Annotated in this window: 26 protein-coding genes and 1 pseudogene; 17 read left to right on the top strand and 10 right to left on the bottom strand. The window is 64.3% G+C overall.

Translation table 11 applies throughout. The annotated features are described in order from the left end of the window. A partial coding sequence (locus RCH15_RS11025) for a sortase domain-containing protein (protein ID WP_326960704.1) occupies positions 1–583 on the top strand: 583 nt, incomplete at its 5' end. A gap of 54 nt (positions 584–637) precedes the next feature. After that, entirely contained in the window at positions 638–1,285 is a 648-nt protein-coding gene (locus tag RCH15_RS11020) for a hypothetical protein (RefSeq protein ID WP_326960703.1), read from the top strand. A gap of 6 nt (positions 1,286–1,291) precedes the next feature. Here RCH15_RS11020 and RCH15_RS11015 read toward each other — a convergent pair whose 3' ends face one another. After that, on the bottom strand, positions 1,292–1,549 hold the full coding sequence (locus RCH15_RS11015) for a hypothetical protein (RefSeq protein WP_326960702.1): 258 nt from the start codon (positions 1,547–1,549) through the stop codon (positions 1,292–1,294). A 34-nt stretch (positions 1,550–1,583) separates the two neighbouring features. Between RCH15_RS11015 and RCH15_RS11010 the strand changes: the two genes are divergently transcribed. Next, positions 1,584–1,778 carry a cupredoxin domain-containing protein gene (locus tag RCH15_RS11010; protein ID WP_326960701.1) on the top strand — a complete coding sequence of 65 codons (195 nt, stop codon included), beginning with the start codon at positions 1,584–1,586 and terminating at the stop codon, positions 1,776–1,778. 197 nt (positions 1,779–1,975) lie between these two features. Here the strand turns inward: RCH15_RS11010 and RCH15_RS11005 are convergent, their stop codons facing one another. After that, positions 1,976–2,209, bottom strand: coding sequence for a helix-turn-helix domain-containing protein (locus RCH15_RS11005; RefSeq protein WP_326960700.1), 234 nt, complete (start codon positions 2,207–2,209; stop codon positions 1,976–1,978). A gap of 1,308 nt (positions 2,210–3,517) precedes the next feature. Here RCH15_RS11005 and RCH15_RS11000 point away from each other — a divergent pair. The 8 genes from RCH15_RS11000 (at position 3,518) to RCH15_RS10965 (ending at position 10,719) form a co-directional block, all read left to right on the top strand. Then, complete coding sequence (locus tag RCH15_RS11000; RefSeq protein ID WP_326960699.1) at positions 3,518–3,907, top strand: VOC family protein; 390 nt, start codon at positions 3,518–3,520, stop codon at positions 3,905–3,907. A gap of 419 nt (positions 3,908–4,326) precedes the next feature. Further along, positions 4,327–5,013, top strand: coding sequence for a hypothetical protein (locus tag RCH15_RS10995; RefSeq protein WP_326960698.1), 687 nt, complete (start codon positions 4,327–4,329; stop codon positions 5,011–5,013). A gap of 150 nt (positions 5,014–5,163) precedes the next feature. Further along, a complete protein-coding gene (locus RCH15_RS10990) occupies positions 5,164–5,871 on the top strand; it encodes a glycosyltransferase family 2 protein (RefSeq protein ID WP_326960697.1) in 708 nt (235 codons plus the stop codon). Between the two features lie 5 nt (positions 5,872–5,876). After that, positions 5,877–6,557, top strand: a complete 681-nt coding sequence (locus RCH15_RS10985; RefSeq protein WP_326960696.1) for a TIGR04282 family arsenosugar biosynthesis glycosyltransferase — start codon at positions 5,877–5,879, stop codon at positions 6,555–6,557. A gap of 11 nt (positions 6,558–6,568) precedes the next feature. Then, a complete protein-coding gene (locus RCH15_RS10980; RefSeq protein WP_326960695.1) occupies positions 6,569–7,258 on the top strand; it encodes a class I SAM-dependent methyltransferase in 690 nt (229 codons plus the stop codon). Further along, entirely contained in the window at positions 7,255–8,700 is a 1,446-nt protein-coding gene (locus tag RCH15_RS10975) for a glycosyltransferase 87 family protein (protein ID WP_326960694.1), read from the top strand. The genes RCH15_RS10980 and RCH15_RS10975 overlap by 4 nt, the downstream gene beginning before the upstream one ends. Before the next feature lie 82 nt (positions 8,701–8,782). After that, the gene (locus RCH15_RS10970) at positions 8,783–9,664 is read left to right on the top strand and encodes an MTAP family purine nucleoside phosphorylase (protein WP_326960693.1); all 882 of its coding nucleotides are present in this window, start codon (positions 8,783–8,785) and stop codon (positions 9,662–9,664) included. Beyond that, the gene (locus tag RCH15_RS10965) at positions 9,661–10,719 is read left to right on the top strand and encodes an NAD-dependent epimerase/dehydratase family protein (RefSeq protein ID WP_326960692.1); all 1,059 of its coding nucleotides are present in this window, start codon (positions 9,661–9,663) and stop codon (positions 10,717–10,719) included. Before RCH15_RS10970 ends, RCH15_RS10965 begins: the two co-directional genes overlap by 4 nt. A gap of 21 nt (positions 10,720–10,740) precedes the next feature. On the opposite strand, the gene RCH15_RS10960 is transcribed toward RCH15_RS10965, so the two are convergent. From RCH15_RS10960 to RCH15_RS10915, 8 genes and pseudogenes are all read right to left on the bottom strand, one after another. Next, positions 10,741–11,193: a hypothetical protein gene (locus tag RCH15_RS10960; protein ID WP_326960691.1), complete on the bottom strand. Its 453-nt coding sequence runs from the start codon at positions 11,191–11,193 to the stop codon at positions 10,741–10,743. Continuing rightward, entirely contained in the window at positions 11,190–12,236 is a 1,047-nt protein-coding gene (locus RCH15_RS10955; protein ID WP_326960690.1) for a molybdopterin-dependent oxidoreductase, read from the bottom strand. The genes RCH15_RS10960 and RCH15_RS10955 overlap by 4 nt, the downstream gene beginning before the upstream one ends. A gap of 279 nt (positions 12,237–12,515) precedes the next feature. Further along, a complete protein-coding gene (locus RCH15_RS10950; RefSeq protein WP_326960689.1) occupies positions 12,516–13,202 on the bottom strand; it encodes a hypothetical protein in 687 nt (228 codons plus the stop codon). A gap of 462 nt (positions 13,203–13,664) precedes the next feature. Beyond that, the gene (locus tag RCH15_RS10945; protein ID WP_326960688.1) at positions 13,665–14,501 is read right to left on the bottom strand and encodes an alpha/beta fold hydrolase; all 837 of its coding nucleotides are present in this window, start codon (positions 14,499–14,501) and stop codon (positions 13,665–13,667) included. Between the two features lie 290 nt (positions 14,502–14,791). After that, complete coding sequence (locus tag RCH15_RS10940) at positions 14,792–15,244, bottom strand: hypothetical protein (protein ID WP_326960687.1); 453 nt, start codon at positions 15,242–15,244, stop codon at positions 14,792–14,794. A gap of 125 nt (positions 15,245–15,369) precedes the next feature. Next, positions 15,370–15,819, bottom strand: a complete 450-nt coding sequence (locus RCH15_RS10935) for a hypothetical protein (protein WP_326960686.1) — start codon at positions 15,817–15,819, stop codon at positions 15,370–15,372. Positions 15,820–15,848: 29 nt separating this feature from the next. Then, positions 15,849–16,914 (bottom strand): annotated as a pseudogene (locus RCH15_RS19095) (relaxase/mobilization nuclease domain-containing protein); the annotation flags it as partial. 700 nt (positions 16,915–17,614) lie between these two features. Further along, positions 17,615–18,280, bottom strand: a complete 666-nt coding sequence (locus RCH15_RS10915) for a class I SAM-dependent methyltransferase (protein WP_326960683.1) — start codon at positions 18,278–18,280, stop codon at positions 17,615–17,617. Between the two features lie 357 nt (positions 18,281–18,637). Between RCH15_RS10915 and RCH15_RS10910 the strand changes: the two genes are divergently transcribed. The 6 genes from RCH15_RS10910 to RCH15_RS10885 all read left to right on the top strand — a co-directional run bounded on the left by RCH15_RS10910 (position 18,638) and on the right by RCH15_RS10885 (position 25,089). Next, positions 18,638–21,352: a LuxR C-terminal-related transcriptional regulator gene (locus RCH15_RS10910; RefSeq protein WP_326960682.1), complete on the top strand. Its 2,715-nt coding sequence runs from the start codon at positions 18,638–18,640 to the stop codon at positions 21,350–21,352. Between the two features lie 122 nt (positions 21,353–21,474). After that, entirely contained in the window at positions 21,475–22,161 is a 687-nt protein-coding gene (locus tag RCH15_RS10905; protein WP_326960681.1) for a hypothetical protein, read from the top strand. Then, the gene (locus RCH15_RS10900) at positions 22,158–22,841 is read left to right on the top strand and encodes a DUF2306 domain-containing protein (protein WP_326960680.1); all 684 of its coding nucleotides are present in this window, start codon (positions 22,158–22,160) and stop codon (positions 22,839–22,841) included. The genes RCH15_RS10905 and RCH15_RS10900 overlap by 4 nt, the downstream gene beginning before the upstream one ends. Continuing rightward, positions 22,838–23,155, top strand: coding sequence for a hypothetical protein (locus RCH15_RS10895; RefSeq protein WP_326960679.1), 318 nt, complete (start codon positions 22,838–22,840; stop codon positions 23,153–23,155). The genes RCH15_RS10900 and RCH15_RS10895 overlap by 4 nt, the downstream gene beginning before the upstream one ends. A gap of 144 nt (positions 23,156–23,299) precedes the next feature. Then, positions 23,300–24,277 (top strand): ABC transporter ATP-binding protein, encoded by a 978-nt coding sequence (locus RCH15_RS10890; RefSeq protein WP_326960678.1) that lies wholly within the window; start codon positions 23,300–23,302, stop codon positions 24,275–24,277. After that, complete coding sequence (locus RCH15_RS10885; protein ID WP_326960677.1) at positions 24,274–25,089, top strand: ABC transporter permease; 816 nt, start codon at positions 24,274–24,276, stop codon at positions 25,087–25,089. The genes RCH15_RS10890 and RCH15_RS10885 overlap by 4 nt, the downstream gene beginning before the upstream one ends. Positions 25,090–25,136: the final 47 nt, after the last annotated feature.

The raw sequence follows: 25,136 nt of genomic DNA, 5'->3' as shown, positions 1-25,136 counted from the left end.
CGCCGGCCCCCCACCTTCGGCGTCCGCCACACCCTCGGCTGCCATCTCATCTCCCGTCACCCCCGCTTCCACCCCGCCGGCCCCGGCCCCACCGAGTCCGGCTGCTGTGGCAGGTCCCGCGGTGCTGGCCCGATCCGAACCGGCGACCCTGGACATCCCCACGATCGGTTTACGGACCGAGCTCCTGAAACTTGGGCTCCGTGAGAACGGCTCCCTCCAGGTCCCGGAGGATTCCGGCAACGGCGCGCCTGCCGGCTGGTACAACGGCTCCCCCACCCCCGGGGAACGCGGCCCCTCCGTCATGCTGGGCCACGTCAACGCACTCGGAGGAGCCACCGGAGTCTTCGCGGACCTGCGCAAACTCACCCCGGGCACCGAGATCAACGTCGCACGCACCGACGGCACCACGGCGGTATTCACGGTCGATCACGGCGCCCAGTACAACAAGAACAACTTCCCCACCCTCGAGGTCTACGGCAACACCCCCGGAGCCGAACTCCGGCTCATCACGTGCGACGGCTACGACCCCGCCACCCAGCTCTTCGATGACAACTACGTCATCTACGCAAAACTCAAAACCTGACCCACGGAACTCCCGCTCCCACCGGAAGCGGCAAATGGCGCGAATGGACTGGACATGAAACACCACAAGCACATCCTGGCTGCCCTGGCCGCCGCTTCGCTGCTGCTCTCCGGCTGCGCTGCGGCCACCGGATCCGTCGGGCAGGCCAACACAGTAGCCCTTCCCTCCTCGTCCCCCTCCGCGTCCACCCCGGCCGCCGCGGAGCCAGGACACACCGGGGGCCACAACCACGGCTCCACCCCCTCCCCGGCCGCAGCCCAAGCCCAGGGCCCCAGCGAAGCAGCCCTGATGGTATGCGGGGACCAGCCAATGGACAGACTCACCTCCATCCTCAAATTGGAGACAAAACCGCACACCGTAAACAACTGGGCCGACAGCACCTTCACCTGCACCTACCACCTCACCGAGGGAGCCCTGGAAATCTCCGTCCAGGAAGCCACCGACCAAGCATCAGCACGCACATACTTCGATGCCATGCAGGCCCTGGCGAAAGACGCCAAACCCATCCAGGGCCTGGCGAACCTCGGCTTCCCCGCCTACGAAACCGCCGACGGGTCAGCCGTGTTCCAAAAAGACACCTTCGTTCTCCACGTGGACGCCTCAGGCCTCCCCGCAACCCTGGGACCGAACAACATCACCAGGAACGCCCTCGCCTACCAGCTCTCCACCACCATCCTGGCCTGCTGGGTCGAACACCACTGACAGCTCTCAATACGCGATCACGGCCGCTCCCACGAAAGGTTCTATCTTGAAGGAAAACATCAAAACACCCTGGGCGCTCGGACTAACGGCCGCAGCGGTGGCGGCGCTGGCCCTTTCCGGCTGCGGGAACCCTGGCTCTTCCGGGCCCTCCACGGCAGCCGCGCCATCAGCCGCAAAACAGTCCACATCCGCTTCACCCACGATGACGACATCCCCTTCCAACCCGGAGTCCTCCTCGCCGGCAGCGGTCCCAGCAGAAATCACAATCAAGGGCTTCAAGTACCTAGGGGCGGAAACCGTGAGCCCAGGAACGGCAGTCACGGTCACCAACGAGGACATCGAAGCTCACAGCATTACCGCCGACTCGGGCGCCGCATTCGACACGACCATCAAAGTCGGCACCGGCACCTTCACCGCCCCGACCAAACCCGGGACCTACCCGTACCACTGCATCTTCCACGGCAACATGCACGGCACCATCACCGTGAAATGACCCTTCACGGGATTGCCTGTCCCATGGCCCGAACGGTTTTCAGTCCAAGAGTGTTTCTCCCTAAGCTGACCGCGGCACGAGGATTTGGAGGTGTCTCACTGCACGATGGCGCCCGGCAAAGCTGGCCGTGAGGTGGTTCACCGAGCCGGAGAGGTCGTTCGTCGGCCCGGACGCCGGCCGGCCCGAACCGGACCTCCTCAATCCGATGGTTTTTCGTCCTCGTCCTCGTCCTCGTCTGCGATGGCGGGTTCTGTGGGCCGGCGGATGTAGTCGTTGACGGCGTCCTCGGGAACCCGGAATGACCGGCCCACCCGGACAGCGGCGATGGCGTGGGCCTTCACCAGCCGGTAAACGGTCATCTTGGAAACCCGCATGGCAGTTGCTACTTCGGCGATGGTCAGGAAATGCAAAGAAAGATTCGCTGAGCTCATTTCCTCGGGCCCTTCCACTAGCCGGGATACCTGAGTTGCCGGAAGTCATAGAACCCGACATTGGCCCGCGCCCCGCTGGCGGCCCGAACCCGACATAGGGCGCGTCGATAGTCACCACCGTGCCCAGGTGCCAGCCGTTGCACGGATCCTCACCCCTCAGCATCGGCCCTGCCCTGCTCTGCCCGGAACGGAACCCGCAGGCTCCCTGCCGGCCCAGCCTTTCAGCCACAAAATTCGCCATGAGGCCCCGTTCGCACTGGACCTGCGGAAAAGCTCCATCGAAACCACTCTTTCCAAAGGCAGGACCACCGGATTTCCGGCGGACACGGGCCGGCCGGACCGGCCCCCAACCGCCGGTCCGCACCGCCGTGCAGCAACACTAACCAAAGGGATCATTCCTACCCCCTACATATCGGGCGACACCCGGATCACAGGCGGTGACTACTTGCAGCCGGAATCCGGCCAGCGGCTGCTTCGTCCAGGAGATAACCGCCCTGGCCGGCCTAAAAACGCACGACGCTGTACCGGCACCCACCCCCGCGCTCTCCCACCCCCGGGCCGATGTGGTTCGTCCTGAGGCATAGAGCAAACGAAAGCCCAAGAATGTTGAAAAACCGGCCGGGGGACCACATGAGTTCACGCAGAACATTGCTCCAGCGCATGAGTGGATCAGACCCATCCGCTCTGGCCGCTAACCTGACGTACACGGGCACCCTCGCGGTAGCCCTGCTGATGTTCCTCTGCCAGCTGACCTCGTTTGCGATCCTACTGGCCCTTGCCGGGACCCTCAGACTCCTTGCCCATGCGATACGGGCCATTAGGCCTCCGGCGGAACAAGCGAACCGCGTTTCGGCATCCTAGATGCTGGGTCCGTCGATGTGGAGACGGTACCCGAGGGCCGGACGAATGCTCTGACCCGCTAAAGTTGGCGGTTAAGGCCTCAGCGCTCCAGGGATTGTCCGGTTATCGCGGGGGTGCGAGGCTGCTTTGTGCCGTGCGCGCATTGACGTCGGAGGTTGCTGATGATATTCGTGATGCCTAGATGTTCTCGTCATCGAACGTGTTGTCCGCAGGTCAGCCAAGGAACCCGCTGCAACCCGGTTGAAGTCTATGCCGCGCTTGCCGAGAGCCTCACAGCCGTTGCGGCGGGATCAGGCGCAGGTAGTGCGGCGGCCTGCCGCGTTAGTCCTCAAAACTGGCGTCTGGGGATTTGTGACCGCCGGGAAAAATCGGCTCCCGTAGGCCTGTGAGACGATTTGAACTCTAACCTCGGCGGGCTCTTCCCCGCAGTCCCCACTAGGAGTCTTGATGCCCGCGTTGCCTGCCATAGACCACATCGCTCTCACCGTGACCGACGTTGAGATAAGCGTCGCTTTCTACTCCCGTCTGTGGGATAAGGAACCCACCGGGACGATGCTCGATGGATCGTTTATCCGGCGTAAATTCGATCTCGGTGGAGGGGCGTCACTGGGACTCACGGAGCACCGCGCAGGCTCTGGCGGCTGCTTCAATGAACGCAACCCAGGCTTGGACCACGCGGGTTTTTCCGTAACCAGCGAAGCCGAACTCGCCGAATGGGCCGCGCATCTGGATACGATCGGCGTGGTCCACAGCGGCCCCATCGACGCCCCGTATGGAACGGCATTGAACTTCAAGGACCCGGACGGCATCGCGCTGGAGTTCTTCTTGCCCAAGTAAGGGCTGAGCTCATCAGATCGAAATATCACTTTTCTTTCAACGTCCGGGTCGGAACCGGGCGTGCGGGTTTCCGGCCGGGTGTCGGTTCGGCGCTCACGCGTTGACCCCCCGGGATGCTGCGACGGCGATGCGGCGGGTCACTTCAATGGCGACTGCGGGGAGGTCCTCGGCGGCAGACGCCCCGCGTCAGTGAGGAAGGAGCCCAAGAAGGAACCGGCGGTTAGGTCCCTGAACTGGTGCGGCCTGGTGGTGGGGTTGGGTAACGGGTTGGTGTCGGTTCGGTGGTGACCCATCCGGGGTGGGGTGTGCTCCCGAAGTACTCCTGACAGACCAAGCCGGACCCGCCCGAAAATGTCAGGCCATGCATCACGGCCGCGGGATCGGCATCATCCACTGAACCACTTTCAAGGAGCACTTTCATGCGCACATCCATCAAGACTTTCCTCGGCGTCGCCGCTGCCGGTTCGCTCATGTTTTCCCTGGCCGCCTGCAGCCCGGCGGACAATGCTTCCTCCGCCCCGGCCACCTCGTCGTCCTCCTCTTCCTCTGCCGCGGCTGAGAAGCCCAAGCCGATGGCCTCGATCCCGGCACTGACCGGCACGTCCACCGCAGTAAAGCTCGACGCTTCCTTCGCGAAGGCACTGGAGACCCTGAAACTCACCCCGGGCACCGTCGGGACCGCCGCACTGACCGATGGTTCGTTGATCTTCCCGATCACCGGCGGCAAGGTCGACTACTACGACCCCGCCAAGGACTACCGCCCGTTTGTCCAGGGCCTGATCAGCCACGCCGGCTCCGGGTTCTCCCTCACCGCCGGAGACACCAAGGTCGAACTGACCAACTTCACCATCGACCCGGGCACCTCCAAGCTCTACGGAGACGTCGCAGTCAACGGTAAGACCGCCGTCAAGCAGGCCTACATCTTCAACCTGGACGGCTCCACCCTGAAGCCCCTGCAGGCCGCCGGTGACACCGCGGTCCTGGAAGGCACCCGCGTGCTGATCTCCGACACCGCCGCCGGACTCCTGAACAAAACCTTCAACACCGACGCCGTGAAAGCCGACATGCTCGTCGGCATCGCCAAGATCACCGTCAATACCAAATAACACCCACCCGAAAAACCTGCCGGATGCCTGTTCTGCACCGGCGGGAAGTGCCACGGTCCCTCCTTGGGTCCGTGGCACTTTTCTGTTCGAGTACCGTAGGAACCCGGGCGAAGAGCCCTGCGGGAACCGTAGCTTTGAAAGGCGTTTCGCATGACCGGAGCCATGGTTGATGTTGTTTTACCTTGTCTGAACGAACGCGGCGCGTTGCCGTGGGTGCTGTCCCGGATGCCGGATGGGTACCGGGCCATCGTGGTCGACAACGGTTCCACGGACGGTTCCGCCGAACTCGCCGCAAGCCTGGGCGCACTGGTGGTCCACGAGGACCGGCGGGGATTTGGAGCAGCTGCCCATGCCGGCCTGCTCGCTGCGACGGCTGAATTCGTCGCATTCTGCGACTGCGACGGTTCACTGGACCCGGCGCAACTGCCGGCCCTGGTCGCCCCCGTCCTCGTTGGCACAGCGGAGCTGGTGCTGGGCAGCCGCCAGCCGCAGCGTGGTTCGTGGCCTCTGCATGCCCGGATCGCCAACATCGTTCTCGCCTGGCGGCTCCGTCGCCTGACCGGGGAACGCGTGAGCGACCTTGGACCGATGAGGGCCGCACGACGCCTTGAGTTGCTATCCCTGGAACTCCAGGACCGGCGCAGCGGCTACCCGCTGGAAATGTTTCTGAAGGCAAGCCTGCGAAAGTGGAGAATCGTGGAGATACCTGTCCCCTACGCCCCCCGCACCGGCAAGTCGAAGGTGACCGGAACGCTGCGCGGAACCGTGACAGCTGTTCGGGACATGTCCGCCCAGCTCAAGGCCGCCGCGGCGGCTTCCCCTGCCGGACCGGTCCGTAAGAGGCCCGGCAGCGAATGATTACTATGAGCGAGACCCTGGATCTTACCGTGGCGGTCATCGCCAAAGAATGCCTGCCGGGCCGCGTCAAAACCCGGCTGAGCCCTCCGCTGAGCCCCGAAGAAGCCGCCGCTCTGGCCCAGCTGAGCCTGAGCCGCACCCTGGAGACGGTCCGGGTCCTCCCGGCGCTGAACCGGATGCTGGTCATGGATGGCACACCCACGCCCGAAGATGCTGATGGCTTCACCGTCGTACCGCAAGTCACGGGGGGGCTGGATGAACGGCTCGCCGCGATCTGCGACGCCGCTACCGGTCCGTTGCTCATCATCGGCATGGACACTCCGCAGTTCTCGGCCCGCCACGTCGACCCGCTCCTGGACGACTGGTCCACGGGCGCTCCACGTCATAACGCCTGGATTGGACCGGCCACGGACGGCGGTTTCTGGGCCCTCGCGCTGTACCGACCCGACGGATCATTGATCCGGGGAGTGCCGATGTCAACTGAGACAACCGGGGCAAGGCAGCTCGCCCGTCTGGTCGCTCAAGGTCTAAGCGTCGGCACGCTGACAGAGCTGGCGGATATGGACCATTTCACCGACGCGGTGAACATCGCCTCGGTCCTACCCGGAACCGACTTCGCGCGCGCCGTCCGTGACGCCGCCAAAGATATGCACGACAAAGTGCTTTTGACCGGTGCCCTGCGGTGACGGCAACAGGCGTGGCATCAACCACACACTTCGGCCAAGGCCACACGGAGCCCTACGCCAGGGCGCTGGCAAACGGCGCCGGGACCCTCACACTCCGTTCGTACGGCAAACACAGCGCGGATGCTGTAGACTTCGACGTCCGCAGTTGGTGTGGGGAGGCAAGCCCGCTCGAGCGTTCCCTGTTGCAGAGTCTGAAGGGACCGGTCCTGGACATCGGCTGCGGACCAGGCCGGCTACTGGCTGCGGCGCAGGGTCTGGGCATTCCGGCCCTGGGGATCGACACCAGCCCGGAGGCGGTCCACCGGGCGCGCGCCCGCGGCGCCCGGGCCCTGGAACAATCGGTGTTCGCCCCGGTACCCCAGACCGGTCTTTGGCAATCCATCATTCTGCTCGATGGCAACATCGGCATCGGTGGCAGCATCAGCTCCCTGCTGCTGCGCTGCGGCCAGCTCATCGCCCCCCGCGGGACGCTCCTGGTTGAAGTGGAGGACGACGAGGACCTGGACACCGTCTACTCCGCTGTGTTGGAGGACTCCAGCGGAAACCAGAGCGAACCCTTCCGCTGGGCACGGACGGGAAGCCTGGGCCTGGCGTCCCGGGCCCGCCGCAGTGAGTGGACCGTATCTTCCGTACAACGGCTGCAGGGCCGCGTCTTTTGCCGGCTCTCCCCCGGCACCGGGGCAGGCAGGACCGCGGTGTGAGATTCGCTGTTCCTTCGCCGCCGCCGGACGGCGCGCAACACTCCCTTCTCAGACCCGCGGCCCCACTGACGGTGCTGGTCCTGGTCCTCGCGGGCCTGCTGTGGTGGATGGTCGCCCCCCGTAACCCGTTCGAATCCGCACCGGTCCTCGGTACCTTCCTGTCCTGGGGCGCACTCATCGGCGCTGTCAGTCTCCTCCGGCGGGTCCCGACACGCCGCGTGGGTGCGGTCATCATCGCAGGCACTGTGCTGCTCGGTCTGGTTGCCGTCAGTGCCCCGCCGCGTACCAGCAACGATTCCGCCAGGTACGCCTGGGACGGGATCGTCCAAAAGGCGGGGATCTCCCCCTACTCTTACGTCCCCGTCGATGAGACCCTGGCCGATCTTCGGCCCGGTTGGCTGTTCGCCTCCGGCGCGATGGGCGAGGACGGGAGGGCTGTGTGCGCCAAGGATCTGTTCGGGACGGAATCCGTCCCGGCCTTCGGCTACCCGTCGGGGAATCCCTTGTGCACGGCCATCAACAGGCCGCACGTGCCCACGATCTATCCGCCTACCGCAGAAATGTACTTCTTTGGTGTGCAGTTCACCGCCCCCGACTCGGCTGGCTACCTTTCTTTCCAGCTGGGTGGCCTGGTCATCAGCCTTGCCGTGACACTGATGCTGCTTGTTGCCCTGGCCCGACGCGGCCTGCCCCTTCATCTCGCCGCAGTCTGGGGCTGGAGCCCGTTCGTGCAGCTTGAGGCAGTGAACAACGCCCACGTCGACCTCCTCAGCGGCGCCCTGATCCTGGCGGCAGGAATGCTGCTCACCGGAGGCAAGCCGCTGCGCTCCGGAATGGCGTTCGGTGCTGCCGTCGCCACGAAACTCATTCCGGCCATCGCCGCCCCCGCGTTGCTGTTCCAGCGCCCGGCCCGTTTCGTTGTCACCGCGCTGGCAACTTTCGCCCTCCTCTACGTGCCCTACCTGGCCGCGGCCGGGGCCGGAGTACTCGGGTTCCTGCCCGGCTACCTCAAGGAAGAGGGCTACAGCCAAAGCGGCGGCACCCGCTTCGGACTTGCCCAACTCGTCTCCACCGGACCCTGGCCGCCGGTGCTCAGCACCGCGGCGCTGGCAGTCGTCGCGTTTCGTGTGCTGCGGCGAACCGGGCCCGGGAACGTCTGGGAACAACAGACCATCATGATCGGACTGACGCTGCTGATTATCAGCCCGAATTATCCCTGGTATGCCCTCATGCTGCTGCCGTTCATTATCCTGAGCCGTCGCTGGGAATACATCGCGGTCATCCTCGCCCTGGACACCATCTACATGCTTCCCACCCAAGACCCCTTCAGCCTTCCACTGCATCAAACGGCCCTCTGTCTCGCCGCCGCCGCCCTCGCCGCCGGCGTCTGGTGGCGACGCCATCAACAACTTCAGCTCGCGGCCAGCACCGGACTCCAGTAACTGACGCCGATTCCCGCCGCGACAACCCCCTGACCGGCACCCCTCCCCCGGCGCCCGCCCCCCGAAAGACAGGACTTGCACCATGAATACTTCCCTCACCGGCACACCGCCGGCGCGTATCGGCATCATCGGCGGATCCGGGACCTACCAACTCCCCGGAGCGGTGGTGACGGCAACCATCGACGTTCACACCCCCTACGGGCCGCCGTCTGCTCCCGTGACTCTCGCCGAGGTGGCCGGACGGACGGTGGCCTTCCTCCCCCGCCACGGCGCAGGACATTCACTGCCGCCGCAGAAGATCAACTACCGCGCCAACGTGTGGGCTCTCAAGAGCCTTGGCGTTGAGGCCGTCCTTTCCTCCTCGGCCGTGGGTGGCCTGCGGGAAGGCTTCGGCCCGGACACCTTTGTGGTAACGGACCAGCTCATCGACCGCACCTGGGGGCGCGCGGACACCTTCTTCGACGGCACCGTTGTTGACGGCGTCCCGCCCGCCGGAGTCCAGCACCTCCCGGCATCCGAGCCCTTCTGCCCCACCCTGCGTACGCACGTGGCCGCCGCCCTCAAACGACGCAGCATCGCCTTCGTCCCGCGAGGAACGGTCGTGGTGATTAACGGACCCCGCTTCTCCACAAAGGCCGAGTCCGCCTGGTACGTCACCGGAGGCGCTGACATTATCAGCATGACCCAGTACCCCGAACCCCTGCTGGCCGCTGAGCTCAACATGGGGTTCGTGAATCTGGCATACATCACCGATTCAGACACCGGGCACGACGGCTCGGAACCGGTCACTGCCGACGCCGTTTTCGCCCGGCTGAAAAACGCCCAGGACAGTGTGCTGGCCGTTTTGGAAGCGACAGTTGCCGCCATCAGCGAGGACTACCAGTCCCGGACGCTGATGGACCCGGAAGCGGTGCGCCGGATCATGGCACTCCCGGCTGTCCGGGAACTGGCGGACGCCAAATGAAACTCCTCGTCACCGGAGGCGCCGGGTTCATCGGTTCGCATATTGTCCAGGCTGCCCTCGCCAAGGGCTGGTCCGTGCGGGTTCTCGACTCGTTGCTCCCGGCGCTTCACCCCGCGCCCCCGGTCTTTGACCCCCGGGTGGAACTCATGACCGGCGACGTCACGGACCCGGCCGCGGTCGACTCTGCACTACAGGGTGTGGATATCGTCTGCCACCAGAGTGCGAAGGTCGGGCTGGGGGTCAGCTTCGCCGACGCACCGGACTACATCCACAACAACGACTACGCCACAGCCATCCTGCTGGCCGCCATGGAACGCCACCACATCACCCGGCTTATCCTGGCCTCCTCCATGGTGGTCTACGGCGAGGGGGCGTATGCCGACCCACGGACCGGTCTTCCCGTCCGGCCCGGGCCCCGTGATGAATCTGACCTGCAAGCCGGGATTTTCGATCCCCGCAACCCGGATTCCGGCGCCGTCCTTGTCCCTGCCATGGTCACCGAGGACGCCCCCCTGGATCCCCGCAATGTCTATGCTGCCTCGAAATTAAGCCAGGAAAACTTAACCGCAGCATGGGCCCGCAGCACTGGCGGCTCTGCAGTCGCCCTCCGCTACCACAACGTCTATGGGCCCAGGATGCCCAAAGACACACCGTACGCCGGCGTCGCATCCCTTTTCCGTTCGGCACTGGCCCGCGGGGAGGCGCCGCGCGTTTTCGAAGACGGCAAACAGCGGCGCAGCTTCATCCATGTCCGGGACATCGCCGAAGCCAACATCGCCGCCGCCGAGTTCCTCTCAGACGGCGCAGCGGGTTTCCGGGCCTACAACGTGGGTGCGGACGAGGTACGGACGATCGGTGACGTGGCCACGGCATTGAGCACGTTCAGCGCGGGCCCGGCTCCTGTCATCACCGGAGAGTACCGGCTCGGCGATGTCCGCCACGTCACCGCGTCCTCGGCGTTGATCAAGGCCGAACTGGGCTGGGCCCCGTCAGTGGGCTTTGAAGAAGGCATGCGGGAATTTGCTGCCGCTCCCCTGCGCGGCGAACCGGCATGACCAGGACCGGTCCCTGGCTGGTCAGGACCGGATGATCTCCACCCTGCGGGCCCGGCGTTCGAGGACAACGATGACGACGCCGGAAACCAGCACCAGGAACACCCAGAACCACAGAAGGTTCATGGCGTAATCTGCCTCAAGGACCGTCACGGACTGCGCGACGGACTGCGCCTTCATCAGGATCCCCACCACCAGGGTCACGACGGCGCCCAGAAGCAGTGCACCGCGTAGAACGGCGGCGGACGCCGACTGAAGTTTCGCACCGGCCAGGGTCAACCCGGCCCCGGCAAGCGTCGAGAGCGGCACAAGAACTCCGTCGTGAATCAGGATGGCCACGGCCATCCAGGTCAGCAGGCCCATGAGCTGCCTGGCTCCCAGCTGGGTGGGCAGCCCCAGCAGCCCATAGCCGAGTATGGCCACTCCCGCGACGCCGAGCACAGCACGGGAAAGGTTCACCGCAAGGGACTTTCTCATAGGACCTCCACGCTGTGCAGCCACTTGGTCTGCAGCACCCCGGGACGACCGGGAGCGATGATTCTCGCCGGGTAGCCATGGTCCAAATCAAGCACCGAACCGTTCAGTTCAAGGGCCACCAGGGTCTGCTCGTCCCGGGAATACTCGGCCGGCATATTCATCGTCCGATAGGCACCTTCCGGCTCCAGGCTGATGAAACGTAACGGTGAATCCGCGGGGGCACCGACGGCTGCGAGCAAATCGACGACACGCACTCCACGCCATGAAGCCATCTGGCTCCACCCTTCCACGCACGCGATCGGCAATTCCTGGGTGTGCTGGGGAAGTGCCCGGAGTTCACCCAGGGTAAAGGAACGGCTCGATTCGCCGGAGCGGACCTTCAACGCCCAGCCCGGGGATTCCGCCAGCTCGATCACCTTGGCATCGGCTGCTGTCCGGTTAACCGGCACGCCCTGGGGGCCGGTGCCCATTTTCCGAGGAGCGAACAGGTTGGCCGGTGCCAGCCAGGAGAACGACTGCCCCGCCGTGGTCACGACGACGGCACCGGTCGCCGCCGCGACAGCCGTCAACAATGCCCGCCGGGACCAGCGGCCCGGACCCGTTGCCACTGCGTCCGCCGGGCGCTCAGCATCGGCCGTTCCGCCGCCTGCCACGGACTGCTCTGCTGCATCAAAGCTCCGCGGAGAGTTCCGACGCCAATGACCCGCAATGGTAGGAAGCTTCACGGCAATGTGCAGCAGGAGCGAACCCCAAATCACCCAGGCCAACCAATAGTGGGTCTCACGGAACGGAAACGGCCACGGATACCACTTGTAGGTATTGATAAGGCCCGTGGTCAGCTGCAGGAGCGAGGAGCCGACAAACAAAGCTATGGAAGCCCGCTCAACACCGTGCACCAAGGACTTGACCGGCGGCCACGCCAGAAGTTCGGGATACACCGACCAGAGCTTGGCCAGCAGCAGTGGAATCGCGGCGATTCCCGCGGTGACATGCAGTCCCTGCGTCAGTTGGTAGATCCATACCGGCCTGGTGGGGAACACCATCCACGACGGCGGATTTTGCAGTCCATGACTGAAGAGCCCGGTCAAAAAGCAAATAGTGAAAGTTATTCCGAGCCAACGGCCCAGGACGACAGTCAGGCGTGTGCTGCGCGTCGGGGAGGCAAACTTTCCCGCCAACGCTGTAGTGAGCCTTTGCCCATCAAACTTTTGCATAACCGGATCACTTCACCATTCCGTGGCTGCCAGGAACCACACTAACCTCAACCCGGAACGCCACGGACCCCCAAGGTCCGTGGCGTTCCCAGGTTTTTCGGGTGGGTGTTATTTGGTGTTGACGGTGATCTTGGCGATGCCGACGAGCATGTCGGCTTTCACGGCGTCGGTGTTGAAGGTTTTGTTCAGGAGCCCGGCGGCGGTGTCGGAGATCAGCACGCGGGTGCCTTCCAGGACCGCGGTGTCACCGGCGGCCTGCAGGGGCTTCAGGGTGGAGCCGTCCAGGTTGAAGATGTAGGCCTGCTTGACGGCGGTCTTGCCGTTGACTGCGACGTCACCGTAGAGCTTGGAGGTGCCCGGGTCGATGGTGAAGTTGGTCAGTTCGACCTTGGTGTCACCGGCGGTGAGGGAGAACCCGGAGCCGGCGTGGCTGATCAGGCCCTGGACAAACGGGCGGTAGTCCTTGGCGGGGTCGTAGTAGTCGACCTTGCCGCCGGTGATCGGGAAGATCAGCGAACCATCGGTCAGTGCGGCGGTCCCGACGGTGCCCGGGGTGAGTTTCAAGGTCTCCAGTGCCTTCGCGAAGGAAGCGTCGAGCTTCACTGCGGTGGACGTGCCGGTCAGTGCCGGGATCGAGGCCATCGGCTTGGGCTTCTCAGCCGCGGCAGAGGAAGAGGAGGACGACGAGGTGGCCGGGGCGGAGGAAGCATTGTCCGCCGGGCTGCAGGCGGCCAGGGAAAACATGAGCGAACCGGCAGCGGCGACGCCGAGGAAAGTCTTGAGAGATGTGCGCATGAAAGTGCTCCTTGAAAGTGTTTCAGTGGATGATGCCGATCCCGCGGCCGTGATGCACGGCCTGACATTTTCGGGCGGGTCCGGCTTGGTCTGTCAGGAGTACTTCGGGAGCACACCCCACCCCGGATGGGTCACCGCCGAACCGACACCAACCCGTTACCCAACCCCACCACCCCAGTCCCCGGAAGAAGCCCAATCGGATCACCAAGAGCTCAACTTCATTCCTGCGATGTTCAACCGCCTGCACCTGAAGCGCGCAATTCAGGAGCTTAAAGCCAATGGACGCAAGAACCCCCGCCGTCTCTCACGCGCGGCTCGGCGCCGAACACGCTCACCGGCTCACCCGGGCGCGAAGCAAGGTCCAGGCCTCGAGAAATGGGGAGTGAGAAAAGGGTGAGGCGCCCATAGCGGTCGCCTCACCCGGTTTCGCTACGGTGATTTTGAGCTGTAGTGCTGGACGTTCTATTTCTGCAGGAAGTCCAGCAATGCCTGGTTGAACTCATCGGGGTGGCTCACGTTGCAGCCGTGCGGTGCGCCGTGGATCACGTGCAGGTCGCTGCCGGGCAGAGCTGCGTGGGTCCGGGCACCGGATCCGGCGAAAGGCACAGTGCCGTCGCCGTCTCCGTGCAGGACGAGTGCCGGGACGGTGACCTTGGGCAGGTCATCGCGGAAATCGGTGGTGCCGAAGGCTTCCATGCAGGCCAGCGCCGCCTTCTTATCAGCCTGCTTGCAGAGCCGGAGGGCTTCCTGGCGCTGGACCTCGGTGACTTTCAACTCCCCGTTGACGGAGAAGAATTGCCGGGTGAAATCGTCGTAGAAGGAGTTTTCGTCCTTCGTCAGGCCAGCAGTCATCTCGGCCGCCGCGTCCTTGGTCAATGGCCCGTCCGGGTTGTCCTGGCCCTGCATCATGTAGGGCGGGACGGCGGCGGCGAAAACGACGCTGCGCACCCTGTCACTGCCGTACTTGGTGAAGTAGCGGGCAACTTCACCACCACCCATGGAAAATCCGACGAGGGTAGCGTCCGTGAGTTCGAGCGCCTCCAGAAGGGTGTGCAGGTCCTCGGTGAGGATGTCGTAGGTGTACCCGGTGTGGGGCTTGTCGCTGCGTCCGAAACCCCGCCGGTCATAGGTGATGACCCGGTAGCCGGCATCCTGCAACGCCGGGATCTGGGCTGTGAAGGATTCCCCGGACAAGGGCCATCCATGGATGAGGACAACCGGCCGGCCCGTGCCCCCAGTGTCCTCGACATGCAGGTTCGTGTCCTTGAACAGGCCGTGATGGGCAGTAACTTCAGTCATGAAAAGCCTCCAACTCTGAGATGGGATCGGCGCACCACGCCGACTCTAACCAATTCGTCAACAAACTGTCGTTTGGATGGGTCGCAGTGGCCCTGAATCGGGCTGACTTAGTCAGCCGCCCCTGCACTAGCGCTGAACTATCGAACCAGGCCGTTCTTGCCCTTCTCAGAGCCAACTACTACCCCGTGCGGGTCTTCCTGGCCCTGGTGGCACCCTTGCCCGCGGTGACGGCTGCGCTGGGGTGTGTTCCCTCGCTGCGTTCCGCCGCGAGGCGTCCGCGTTTATGGGTTTCATTCGCGCCGGTGTGTTCCCGACGTCGTCTCAGTTTTCAGGCCCTGGTCTTTGAGTCGGCTGCTGTCGTTGCCGGTGACGCGGTTCTCCATCTCGCAGCCGACATATTCCATGCGGGCGAAAAGTTCTTTTTCTGCTCGTTCGTACCGCTGGTCCAGGTACTCCCATTGTTCGCTCTTGACACCGGCCTCGGCCAGAAGCCTGGCCTCGTGCATATTCTTGGCTGCTTTCACGAACGCAGGATCCTCGAAGTGCGCGTCGCCGGCTCCGTTGATGTTCGCTGTGGTTTCTTTGCGCAGCTGATCGATGTCGGGGCCGTTGACCCCGTCCTTGCTAATGAGGAACATTCGTTCCTTCACGATGGCGTCCGCCACTTCTACCGCTGCAGGAGTCTTAGCAGTGTGAGCGGTCTGCAACGCCCGGGCCAGTTCGGGGTTGGCCAGGTACTCCACGGGTACTTGTGGCGTTGCATTTCCGGGTCCAGTGTCGCTGCTTGGACGCGGAGTTCTTCGGCGCGGGCCGCGACGAGCAGGCACATGGCCTTATCGTGTTCGGCGGCCGCCGTCCGTGTCTCTTCCTAGCTGCGGTCCAACGCGTCCTGACGCGCCTTATCCGTTGCGGCGGTCTGGATATCTGACTCCAGATATGCGCCGTCCGCGCCGACGTCGTGAGTGTCGATGCCGTAGCGGGTGAGGACTTCCTGACGGATCGTCTCGGATGCGGCCAGAGCGGTCGGGTCGTGGTCCTTCCAACTCATCGCGACGGTGTGCGCCATGGCGATGTCATCAGGTTGAGCCTTGTCCCACCCCTGGTCCTTCTGTACCGGGGCCAGCGCCGCGTGGGCGGCACTGCGGTCTCCCGTGAGGCGACCCTGGGCTTCGTGCGCTGCCTGAGCGTCCGGGTGTTCCTGCTGCCGTTGGGATTCCTGCCGGCGACGGGCCAGGGTCTCGGCAATGCGCGAGGCGATCATCAGCGACTGCCGCATTCCGCCGTCCACAACATCGTCCATTCCGTCTGATTCACTCATCGTGCTCCTTACGTTGTTGGTCGTGGACTCTATCGGTCCAGCACGGGGCCGGAATCCCGGCCCGTGTGCTGGCCGGTTGTGGCCGGCGTTGACGTACTCGGTACCGCTGACCCTGGACGGACGGGCGCCATGCCGCGCAGTCCGAGTTCGACGGAGTTCGGCGCTGCTGCCTGTTCCGGTGTACCGACGGTGACCGGTCGGGGCATGGTCGCTGCGAACGGTTTCAGCTGATCAGTGACGACAGCCCGGAGCCGCTGCGCTTCACGGGTTCGTCCGGGCTGTTGGTGCATCTCGTGGATAGCGAAAGCAGTGTTCACCAGCTGCAGCATGAGCGCCGACTGGGCCGCCGTCTTGTTCTTACTGGACGCGGCCATGAACAACATGGCAGTACCGGCAATCGACGGCAGGGCTACGGGCTTGCTGTGTTCCCGTGGTGCCCGGAGCTGGGCGGTGCGGGACAGCTCGGCGGCGGTAGCCGCCAGCCGACCCGGCGTCGGTTCGAGCCGGTGGGACAATGCCGCGAACGCACCGGATACTTCCCGCGCTGCTTTCGCCCGGGTCGCGTGGTCATCACGGAGCAGTGTGCGCAGCTGCTCAACGAGCGCGGTCGCGTTTGCGGGTGTACTCGACCCACATTTGCGCCGGTGGGGTTGCGTTCTCGGGACCGGTCTTGGACACGGTGCGTTTGTTGCGTGCAGCTGCGTTCCATTCCGCAGCAGCCTCGGTAGCCAGGGGCGGTTAGTCCATCCATTTTTCGCGCAAAGCCCCGAGCTTCAGGTCGGAAGCGAGGGTGCCGCCGCCGAACCAGATCGGGCGCTCTCCTAGCTTGGGACGTTACGCCACGGAGTACCCGACAACGACATCCGTGGTGTTCTTCGCGTAGCGCGGCCGGACCAGCAATCCGGTGTCCCGCGCGCGGCGCACGAACTCCGCTTCGGTTGCTGAGGCACTGGCGCTGGCGCGGACTTTCCGGGCCAAGAATGAGCGGTGCATTTCCCGCTCGTCCCGGACAGCGGTGGCTTTCTCGGCCTGGTCGTAGCCGCGGGTGGCGTGCACGGTGGAGAGCTGTTCCAGCCCATACTTTACCTCCAGTTGGGGCGCGAGGACCAATGCTCGGGAAAGTGGCGTCAGTGATTGATCTTCCTTGATTTGGCGGCAATCTTGATCCTGAGTTGAGGATGTTGGTTCTGTTGCGTCCAGGGTTTTCCGTCGTTTTTCCCAACACGGCTTATCGACGTGGATTTCGCTGTAATTCGCTCGTTGGGGATGGGGGTCTGCAATCCCCATTTCTCGACAAGATGCTTAGGGTGACTCGCGCGAGCATTGGTCCTCAACCCCGTGACCCGTCAAAGGTGAACACGCGGGAAGGATGGCCGTCCTATGTTGAAACCAGTTGCTTCAAGCAGTCATGTCATCGCTAACCCCAGTCCCCGTTGGGATCATGTGACAAAACGCAAGCCCCGGTACTTGCCTGTGGCAACAGTCCGCCGGCCACGGATCGCAGTTCCTACCGACAGGCCCCCTACCGGGGCCTTTGTGTGCGTATCGAACGGCGGCTCGGATTCTCAGGCGGCAATTGGACTGCCGTCGCCGGGACTGGGGTGTAGGTGGTACCGTCGCGGAGCATGGCCCAGCGGACGTTAATGCGGCGGGGGGCCAAGGACAGGAGCGTCTGAATATGAGTTTTACTTTGGCCGCATTTGCGGTCGTAGTGGCCCGTGAGGCGGGGCAGGATCTCAGGGCCGAAGCCTGGCATGCTCAGCAGTAATTCCTACTTGACTTTGAACGCGTGGGACTAACGTTCACCCCCGTCAGATAGCTGTGCTTTGGCCAGGACGACGCAATCGAGTGCGGGGCGAAGCCCCCCGGCTACTGGCCGGCTGCGCGTGTTTGCCACCTGGATCTCCAGGCCAGCCTCTTGCAGCCATTGGGCTACTTGATCCGGTTTTTGCAGTACATTGGGGTCCTGTGGACCACCGGATCCGTGTTCAGGATTGTCGGCATCGTGATTCACGAGCAGGAAGGTGCCACCTGGCGCGATAGCAGCGGCGGCTGTAGTCACGGCGGCCTCGAGCTGAGTTGCCGGTAGTTGTAGGTAGGCGACCAGTACGAGATCGAAGCTTTCGGCGGGAGACTCGATCTCGCATGCGTCTGCCACTGTCCACTCGATCCGGTTGTCGACTCCTGCAATCTCAGCATGCCGCCGGCCGGTTTCCAATCCCTTCGCTGAGAAGTCGAGTGCTTGGACCTGCCACCCGCATTCAGCCAGCCAAATTGCGTGGCGTCCTTCTCCGGCGCCCAAGTCGAGTGCTCGGCCTGGCGCCAGTCCCTTAACCTCATTGGCAACCCAAATGTTGGGTTCGGAACCCCAGACTCGGTCGGATTCACTGTAGCGCCGGTCCCATCCCGCGGCATCGACGGTTTTCATCTTTTGGTCTCCCTCTTCGGCGGACGCGTCCATGGCTTAAGGCTGACCCACGCCCCCTGAATCCTCAACCAACGTTGCCAATCCCGGGAACAGGTATTTCGTGGGCCTCAGCAGCTGGCCGCAGCGAAAGCCCGGATCCGAATGCGACGGCGGCCGTGGGAAACGGGGCAGCGAAGGACCCGCCTACGGGCCCAATGATGGTTGCTGGATCGGCCTGCAACGGCTCCCAGCGGCCAGGAGCGGCTGACGGACCGGGTAGTACAGGACGCGCCAGTTCCGCAAGTGTAAAATTTGGGGCATCGGCCGTCTTGGACGCGTCGGACGCGCACACCTGTGTCGGCCATCGCCGCACTTCGCCGAATTGCTGTGCGCTCTTGGAACGGGGCTCGTATGGCACGCACGCTGATCTCAACGAAGCTGTTCATCCCGAAAGTCCGACGCCATGTTGTGACCCGCACAAGACTCTTAGACAGTCTGCGCCGGGCAGCTGAATCGCGATTGACGCTGGTTTCCGCACCGGCCGGCTTCGGTAAGACAACGCTTCTTGCCGAGTGGCTGGGCGAAGTGCAGGAAGTTGACCGTCGTATTGCGTGGGTTTCACTCGATGCGGCCGACAGCGACCCGGCGTCTTTTTGGACCTATGTTGTGTCCGCACTGCAAACAGCGGTGCCTGGTGTCGGACCGTCTGCCTTGGAGCTCATTCCTCCTTCCGACGTCTCGATCCAGCCCGTGCTCACCATGGTGCTGAATGATCTGGCAATGCTGCCGGACGATGTCTGGTTGGTGCTTGATGATTACCACCTCGTTGACAGCCACGAAGTCGCCAACGGGATGGTCTTCCTGCTGGACCACATTCCGTCCCACGTCCACGTTGTGATCAGCACGCGTGCGGACCCTGAGCTGCCGTTGTCCCGTTGGCGGGTGCGCGGCGAGCTCGTCGAACTCCGGGCGGCTGAGCTGCGCTTTACGTCCGGGGAGGTCACCGCTTACCTCAACGAGGTAGCTGGTTTGGATCTTTCCGCTCGGGACGTCGCGGCTTTGGAGCAGAGGACTGAGGGGTGGGTAGCAGCTCTGCAGCTGGCAGCGCTGTCCCTCCAGGGCCGCGAGGACGTTGCCGGTTTCATTGCCGGGTTCGCCGGAAACGACCGGTACATCGTCGACTACCTGGTCGAGGAGGTATTGAAGCATCAACCAGAGCCGGTTCGCACCTTCCTTTTGCTGACAGCCGTACTCGACCGATTCAGCGGGCCGCTCTGTGATGCTTTGACAGGAGGCGGCGATGGGACGGAGATGCTCACGGCACTGGAGCGGGCCAATCTTTTCATCATCCCGTTGGATGACCGTCGTGAGCGGTACCGCTACCATCACCTTTTCGCGGACGTGTTGCGGGCGCGTCTGCTTAGTGAACAGCCCGAGTTGGTCCCGATGCTGCACCAGCGCGCCAGTACATGGTACGAGCGCAACGACCTGCTGGAAGACGCTGTCAGGCATGCCCTCGAAGCCCAGGACTTTAACCGCGCGGCCCGCCTGATGGAAATGGCCGTGCCGATAATAAGGCGTAACCGGCAGGAGGCCCTTTTGTTCGGCTGGCTCACGGCACTGCCGGCGGACGCTGTCAGGAACAGCCCAGTGCTGAGTGTCTTCTTCGGATTCATGCTCATGGCTTCCGGTAACCTCCCCGAGGTGGAAGCGCACTTTGAGGACGCGGAACAAGCACTCGCTGCGGTGCCGGCCGGGGTAGCTGCGCCGTGGACCGACACTGAAGAGCTGCGGACGCTATCGGCGACCATTGCCGTCTACCGGGCCTCCCTGGCGCAGGCGCGGGGCGACGTGGCAGGCACACTCGGGCACGCCCGGCAGGCCCTGGCCCTGGCCGGCGCCGGCGACCATCTCGCACGCGGCGCTGCCGCCGGCTTTCTAGGTTTGGCCGCCTGGGCGAAGGGGGAGCTGTTATCCGCCCTGGAGACGTTCGCGCAGGCGGTTGCCAGCCTGCACGCATCCGGCAACCTCATTGATGCGCTCAGCAGCACCGCCGTCCTCGCTGACATGTGGCTCGCGGCAGGCCGGCCCGGCACGGCGCGGGGGCTCTACCAAGAAGCGCTGAAACTGGCCGACGCAGAGGGTGACCCCGTCGCCCGGGCAACCGCCGAGTTGCATGTGGGTCTTGGCGATATTGACCGGGAGGCTGGAAACCTCGCTGCCGCGACGCTGCACCTCGCTACCGCCAGTGCGTTCTTCGAGCGGGCGCCGCTGACCGAGAGCCGTCACCGGTGGTTCATAGCGAGGGCGCTGATTGCTCGCGCCGAGGGAAACCTGGACGAAGCCACCAACCTTCTCGATCACGCTGAGCAGACCTACCGGCCAGGATTCTTTCCCGAGGTTCAGCCGATTGGATCGATGAGAGCCCGCATCTGGATCGTCCAAGGCAAGAGATCGGAAGCCGCCGAGTGGGCACAGGCACGAGGGGTATCTGTAACAGATGAAGTCAGCTACCTGAGCGAGTTCGACCACCTCACGCTCGTGCGGCTGCTTTTAGCGCAGGACCGGGAACGTCCCGACAGCGGCGCTTCCGGACAAGCCGATCACCTTTTGGGACGGCTGCTCAAGTCAGCAGAAACAGACGGACGCGCCGGGAGCGTACTGGAGATCCGCATGCTGCAGGCTCTTGCCCGGGCCGGTCAGGGACACCGGGCGCAGGCCCGCGGGATGCTTGGCCGGGCTTTCGCGGAGGCGCCCGAACCTACCGGCTATGCCGGGCTCTTCTTAGCCGAAGGGCCGCCGATGATGGAGCTGCTGCGGGACGCCGCCAACCACGGGAACGCCGAAGGCCACCCCCAGCGGCTGCTGACCCTCGCTATGCCCCCCAAAGCCCAAGCCCCCGTACAGGGGCACCGGCTGATTTCCTCGGCAGAAGAGAAGTTGAGCCGGCGCGAGCTGCAGGTACTCCAGCTTCTCGGCAGCGAATTGAGCGGCCCGGAGATCGCCCAGGCGCTGTTCATCTCACCCAACACGCTGCGCACCCACACAAAGCACATCTTCACGAAGCTCGCCGTCACCACCCGCCAGAGTGCGGTCCGCCAGGGGCGCGACCGGGGCCTCACCTAACCGGGAACCATATCTCACCCTGTCACTCACATCATGGGGTGATGTCTGCTCACCCGACCTGTCCCTAGGTTTGAGTCATCCGGCGGCGCACTGCCGCGGAGACCCAGACCCAGGAGACGAAGATGACCATCACCACCACCACCCTCACCCGGGCGGCCGGTCTGTCCGCCATCGCCGCAGGCCTACTGTTCATCGGAGTCCAAATAAACCACCCCCAACTGGACGCAGAGTTCGCCACCACCACCGAATACACGGTCCGTCAAAGCCTGAAGGTACTCATGGCCGCATTGTCGCTGGCCGGCATCACCGGAATGTACCTGCACCAGGTCAAGCAGGCCGGAGTATTGGGCCTGATCGGGTACTTGGTCTTCGGTGCCGGGTACCTCATCATGACAAGCGTCGAGGTGATCGGAGCCGTTGTCTTTTCGACTCTCGCCCACACAGCACCCGGATACGTCAACGACGTCTTTGCCGTAGTCACCGGCGGCCACGCCAACGGGGACATCGGCCTGATGCAAGTCCTTAACCTCGCGGCCGCGGCCACGTTCCTGGGCGGCGGACTCCTGTTCGGAATTGCGCTCTTCCTTGCCAAGGTCCTCGCCCGCTGGGCCGCCGCGTTGCTCGCCGCCGGCTCCGTGGCGACCCTGGCCATCCCCTTGCTGCCGCAGATCAACGAACGGCTGTTCGCCATCCCCACCGGGGTTGCAATGGTAGGCCTCGGATACTCGTTATGGCGAGCCCAGCGCGCCGGGGCCAGCCGATCACTGCCCCTGAACGCGGAACGCCCGCTCAATCCGGCCGCCAAGTGACCATCTACCCGACGGGACGGTCCGCCCGGTCGGTGAGATCGACCGGGTGGGTGCCGTTCGCGCTGGTCGCCCTCGTCCTGGTCCCTGCCGCAGCCGGCTCATTACGGCTTATCGAATTGGCCGACGGACCACTTCTCATCCCGGAGAACACCCGCATGACGGACTCCCCCGTGCCCGTGGTCGTGCACATCGTCAGTGCGATCCCGTACGCGGTTCTGGGCGCCTTCCAGTTCTCCCCACGGTTTCGGCGCCGCTGGCCGGCCTGGCACCGCGCGGCCGGACGCGTCCTCGTGGTCCTGGGACTCACGATTGCGTTCTCCGCACTGTGGATGACGCAGTTCTACCCCAGGCAGCCCGGCACCGGGGAGCTCGCCTATCTTTTCCGGCTTGCGTTCGGTTCCGGCATGGCGGCCAGCATCATCCTCGGCTTCGCGGCGATCCGACGCGCGGACGTCACACGTCACCGGGCGTGGATGACACGTGCCTATGGGCTGGCTCTGGGCGCAGGCACCCAGGTCTTCACCCAAGGCATCGGGAACGCGGTCTTCGGGGTCAGCGAACTGACCACGGACCTCATGCTGGGGGCAGGGTGGGCCGTGAATCTCATTGCCGCGGAGGTCATCATCCGCCGCAGCGGCGGCACGACAGGCCGGACAACGGTCGAGGCAGGGCTCTCATGACTGGCTCCCACGGGCCCGGTGGCTACCGGCTACGGGTCGAAGGGCACCTTGACGACCACTGGTCAGCCTCATTCGGTCACCTCACTCTCACCCGCGAAAACGACGGCACCACAAGCCTGCGCGGTCAAGTCGCCGACCAGGCTGCCCTGCATGGGCTGCTGACAAGGATCCGGGACCTCGGCATTGTCCTAATTTCCGTGGAAGCCATCGACGTAACGGACGAAATCGGAAGCAAGGCCGGCGGAGCCACGACCCGGCAATCCGAACCCATTCACCACGCGCGGGTCGACAGCGGCTATCCGGCGAAGCCGTAAGGAAACCGAGCAACTCCCTGGGCCCGCCCACCCTGTTGAGGCCTTCACCCCGGGCGCCTTGAAGGCGCCCTACAGGCGGCCAACCCAAACACCGCGTAGGCAGGATCGCCCCGACACCCGTCCCCTCAACATCAAAGGATCATAATGTCCGATGCCGTACTCTCCCACCGGGGGCCCGTTGCCCACGCCGGTACCCCGGCCGCCGCCGTGGATGCCCGCGGCCTACACAGATCGTTCGTCAACGTCCACGCCGTGAACGGTATCGACCTGAACATCGCGCCGGGTGAAATCGTGGCGTTCCTTGGCCCCAACGGTGCAGGCAAGACGACAACTATCGACATGCTCCTGGGACTGGCCAAACCGGACCGCGGGGATGTACGGATGTACGGCCACACGCCCCGCCGTGCCATTGCGCTCGGACAGGTCTCCGCCGTGCTCCAGACCGGCGGACTGCTCAAAGACCTCACGGTGCGGGAAACCCTGGCCCTGACATCCTCACTGTTCCCCGACACCCAGCCGGTGAACGATGTACTTATACGCGCCGGAATACTTGAGATTGCGGACCGTCTGGTAGCGAAATGCTCCGGCGGCCAGCAACAAAGGCTTCGCTTTGCCATGGCGTTGGTTTCGGACCCTGGGCTGCTGGTGCTGGACGAACCGACAGCCGGCATGGACGTCGAGGGGCGGCGTGATTTCTGGGACACTATCCGGTCCGACGCCGCCCGCGGGCGGACGGTCATTTTTGCGACCCACTATCTGGACGAGGCCGACACGTACGCCGACCGGATTATTCTTCTTCGGCGTGGACGAATCGTGGCCGACGGCACCGCCGCCCACATAAGATCCCTTGCCGCCGGCCGCACCATCCGGGCCTCCGTGAGGAACCTCGACGCCGACCTCGTGAAAGCCTTACCCGGGGTGGACTACGTCCAGGCGCGCGCTGATACTGTAACCATTCGCACCATGGATTCCGATGCCGCCGCCCGGTACCTCCTGGCCCACACAGACGCCAGCGACCTGGAAATCACCTCCCGCAATCTCGAAGACGCGTTCCTCGCGCTCACCACCGATAACGACGGTGATGCCGACGTGTTCCGACCAGCAGAAGAAGACACCAAATGAACGCCGCCCCCTCCCCGTTTGCTCCTTCGACTCAAGGCCGGGGCCCGGGCCTTGGCGGGTTCAACAGGACATTGCTGAGCATTAAAATCAAACGCCGTCTCCGGAACAGGCGCACCCTTTTCTTCACGATTGCGTTCCCCGTCATGATGCTCATCGCCGTCGGCAGCCAATACCGTGACACCCCGATTGACCCCAGACTCCCGGTGAGCAGCGGGGGAACCTCTGTGACGGCGTTCATCATGATCAACATGGCCGTCTACGGAGCAATGCTGGCCTCGACCTCCGCCGGTGGCGCCGTGGCAATCGAACGGGCGCAGGGCTGGAGCCGCCAGTTGCGGCTCACGCCCCTCACGCCCGCGGCCAATATCGCCGTCAAAGTAATTGGCGGCCTTGCCGTCGGACTGCTCGCCGTGCTCGGCACGTTCGCCGCCGGAATCTTTCTCGGCGTCCGCATGGAACTGCACGTCTGGATTCTCGCCGGACTGACCGCGTGGCTCGGCTCCCTCGTCTTCACCGCGCTGGGCCTGTTCGCCGGATACTTGGTGCCCTCCGAGAATGTCATGCAGTTCATGGGGCCGGCCCTGGCATTCCTCGCCTATTTCGGGGGCCTCTTTCAGCCCCTGAAAACCATGACACCCGCATTGCAGCGCATCGGCGTCTGGACGCCCACCTACGGTCTTGGCGATATCGCCCGGGCACCGCTCGCTGGGGATGCCTTCAACGGGGCCGCAGCAGGGAACGTTCTGCTCTGGCTGATCCTTTTCGGCGCCGGTGCTGCCGTTGCCTTCCGCCGCGACACCCAGCGCGTCTGACATTCCCGTCACTCAACGTCGAAGTGTCGGTTCGGGAGGCCCTCACG

The sequence above is a fragment of the Arthrobacter sp. MP_M4 genome (assembly GCF_035984855.1).
Taxonomy (GTDB): domain Bacteria; phylum Actinomycetota; class Actinomycetes; order Actinomycetales; family Micrococcaceae; genus Arthrobacter.
The sequence above is the reverse complement of the archived record's forward strand: the minus strand, read 5'-3'. Positions and strand labels throughout refer to the sequence as shown.

Coding starts and splice junctions, on each gene's coding strand:
- RCH15_RS11020 (WP_326960703.1), top strand. CDS start 638: ATGAAACACCACAAGCACATCCTGGCTGCCCTGGCCGCCGCTTCGCTG.
- RCH15_RS11005 (WP_326960700.1), bottom strand. CDS start 2,209: ATGAGCTCAGCGAATCTTTCTTTGCATTTCCTGACCATCGCCGAAGTA.
- RCH15_RS11000 (WP_326960699.1), top strand. CDS start 3,518: ATGCCCGCGTTGCCTGCCATAGACCACATCGCTCTCACCGTGACCGAC.
- RCH15_RS10995 (WP_326960698.1), top strand. CDS start 4,327: ATGCGCACATCCATCAAGACTTTCCTCGGCGTCGCCGCTGCCGGTTCG.
- RCH15_RS10990 (WP_326960697.1), top strand. CDS start 5,164: ATGACCGGAGCCATGGTTGATGTTGTTTTACCTTGTCTGAACGAACGC.
- RCH15_RS10985 (WP_326960696.1), top strand. CDS start 5,877: ATGAGCGAGACCCTGGATCTTACCGTGGCGGTCATCGCCAAAGAATGC.
- RCH15_RS10970 (WP_326960693.1), top strand. CDS start 8,783: ATGAATACTTCCCTCACCGGCACACCGCCGGCGCGTATCGGCATCATC.
- RCH15_RS10965 (WP_326960692.1), top strand. CDS start 9,661: ATGAAACTCCTCGTCACCGGAGGCGCCGGGTTCATCGGTTCGCATATT.
- RCH15_RS10960 (WP_326960691.1), bottom strand. CDS start 11,193: ATGAGAAAGTCCCTTGCGGTGAACCTTTCCCGTGCTGTGCTCGGCGTC.
- RCH15_RS10955 (WP_326960690.1), bottom strand. CDS start 12,236: ATGGTGTTCCCCACCAGGCCGGTATGGATCTACCAACTGACGCAGGGA.
- RCH15_RS10950 (WP_326960689.1), bottom strand. CDS start 13,202: ATGCGCACATCTCTCAAGACTTTCCTCGGCGTCGCCGCTGCCGGTTCG.
- RCH15_RS10945 (WP_326960688.1), bottom strand. CDS start 14,501: ATGACTGAAGTTACTGCCCATCACGGCCTGTTCAAGGACACGAACCTG.
- RCH15_RS10935 (WP_326960686.1), bottom strand. CDS start 15,819: ATGAGTGAATCAGACGGAATGGACGATGTTGTGGACGGCGGAATGCGG.
- RCH15_RS10915 (WP_326960683.1), bottom strand. CDS start 18,280: ATGGACGCGTCCGCCGAAGAGGGAGACCAAAAGATGAAAACCGTCGAT.
- RCH15_RS10910 (WP_326960682.1), top strand. CDS start 18,638: ATGGCACGCACGCTGATCTCAACGAAGCTGTTCATCCCGAAAGTCCGA.
- RCH15_RS10905 (WP_326960681.1), top strand. CDS start 21,475: ATGACCATCACCACCACCACCCTCACCCGGGCGGCCGGTCTGTCCGCC.
- RCH15_RS10895 (WP_326960679.1), top strand. CDS start 22,838: ATGACTGGCTCCCACGGGCCCGGTGGCTACCGGCTACGGGTCGAAGGG.
- RCH15_RS10890 (WP_326960678.1), top strand. CDS start 23,300: ATGTCCGATGCCGTACTCTCCCACCGGGGGCCCGTTGCCCACGCCGGT.
- RCH15_RS10885 (WP_326960677.1), top strand. CDS start 24,274: ATGAACGCCGCCCCCTCCCCGTTTGCTCCTTCGACTCAAGGCCGGGGC.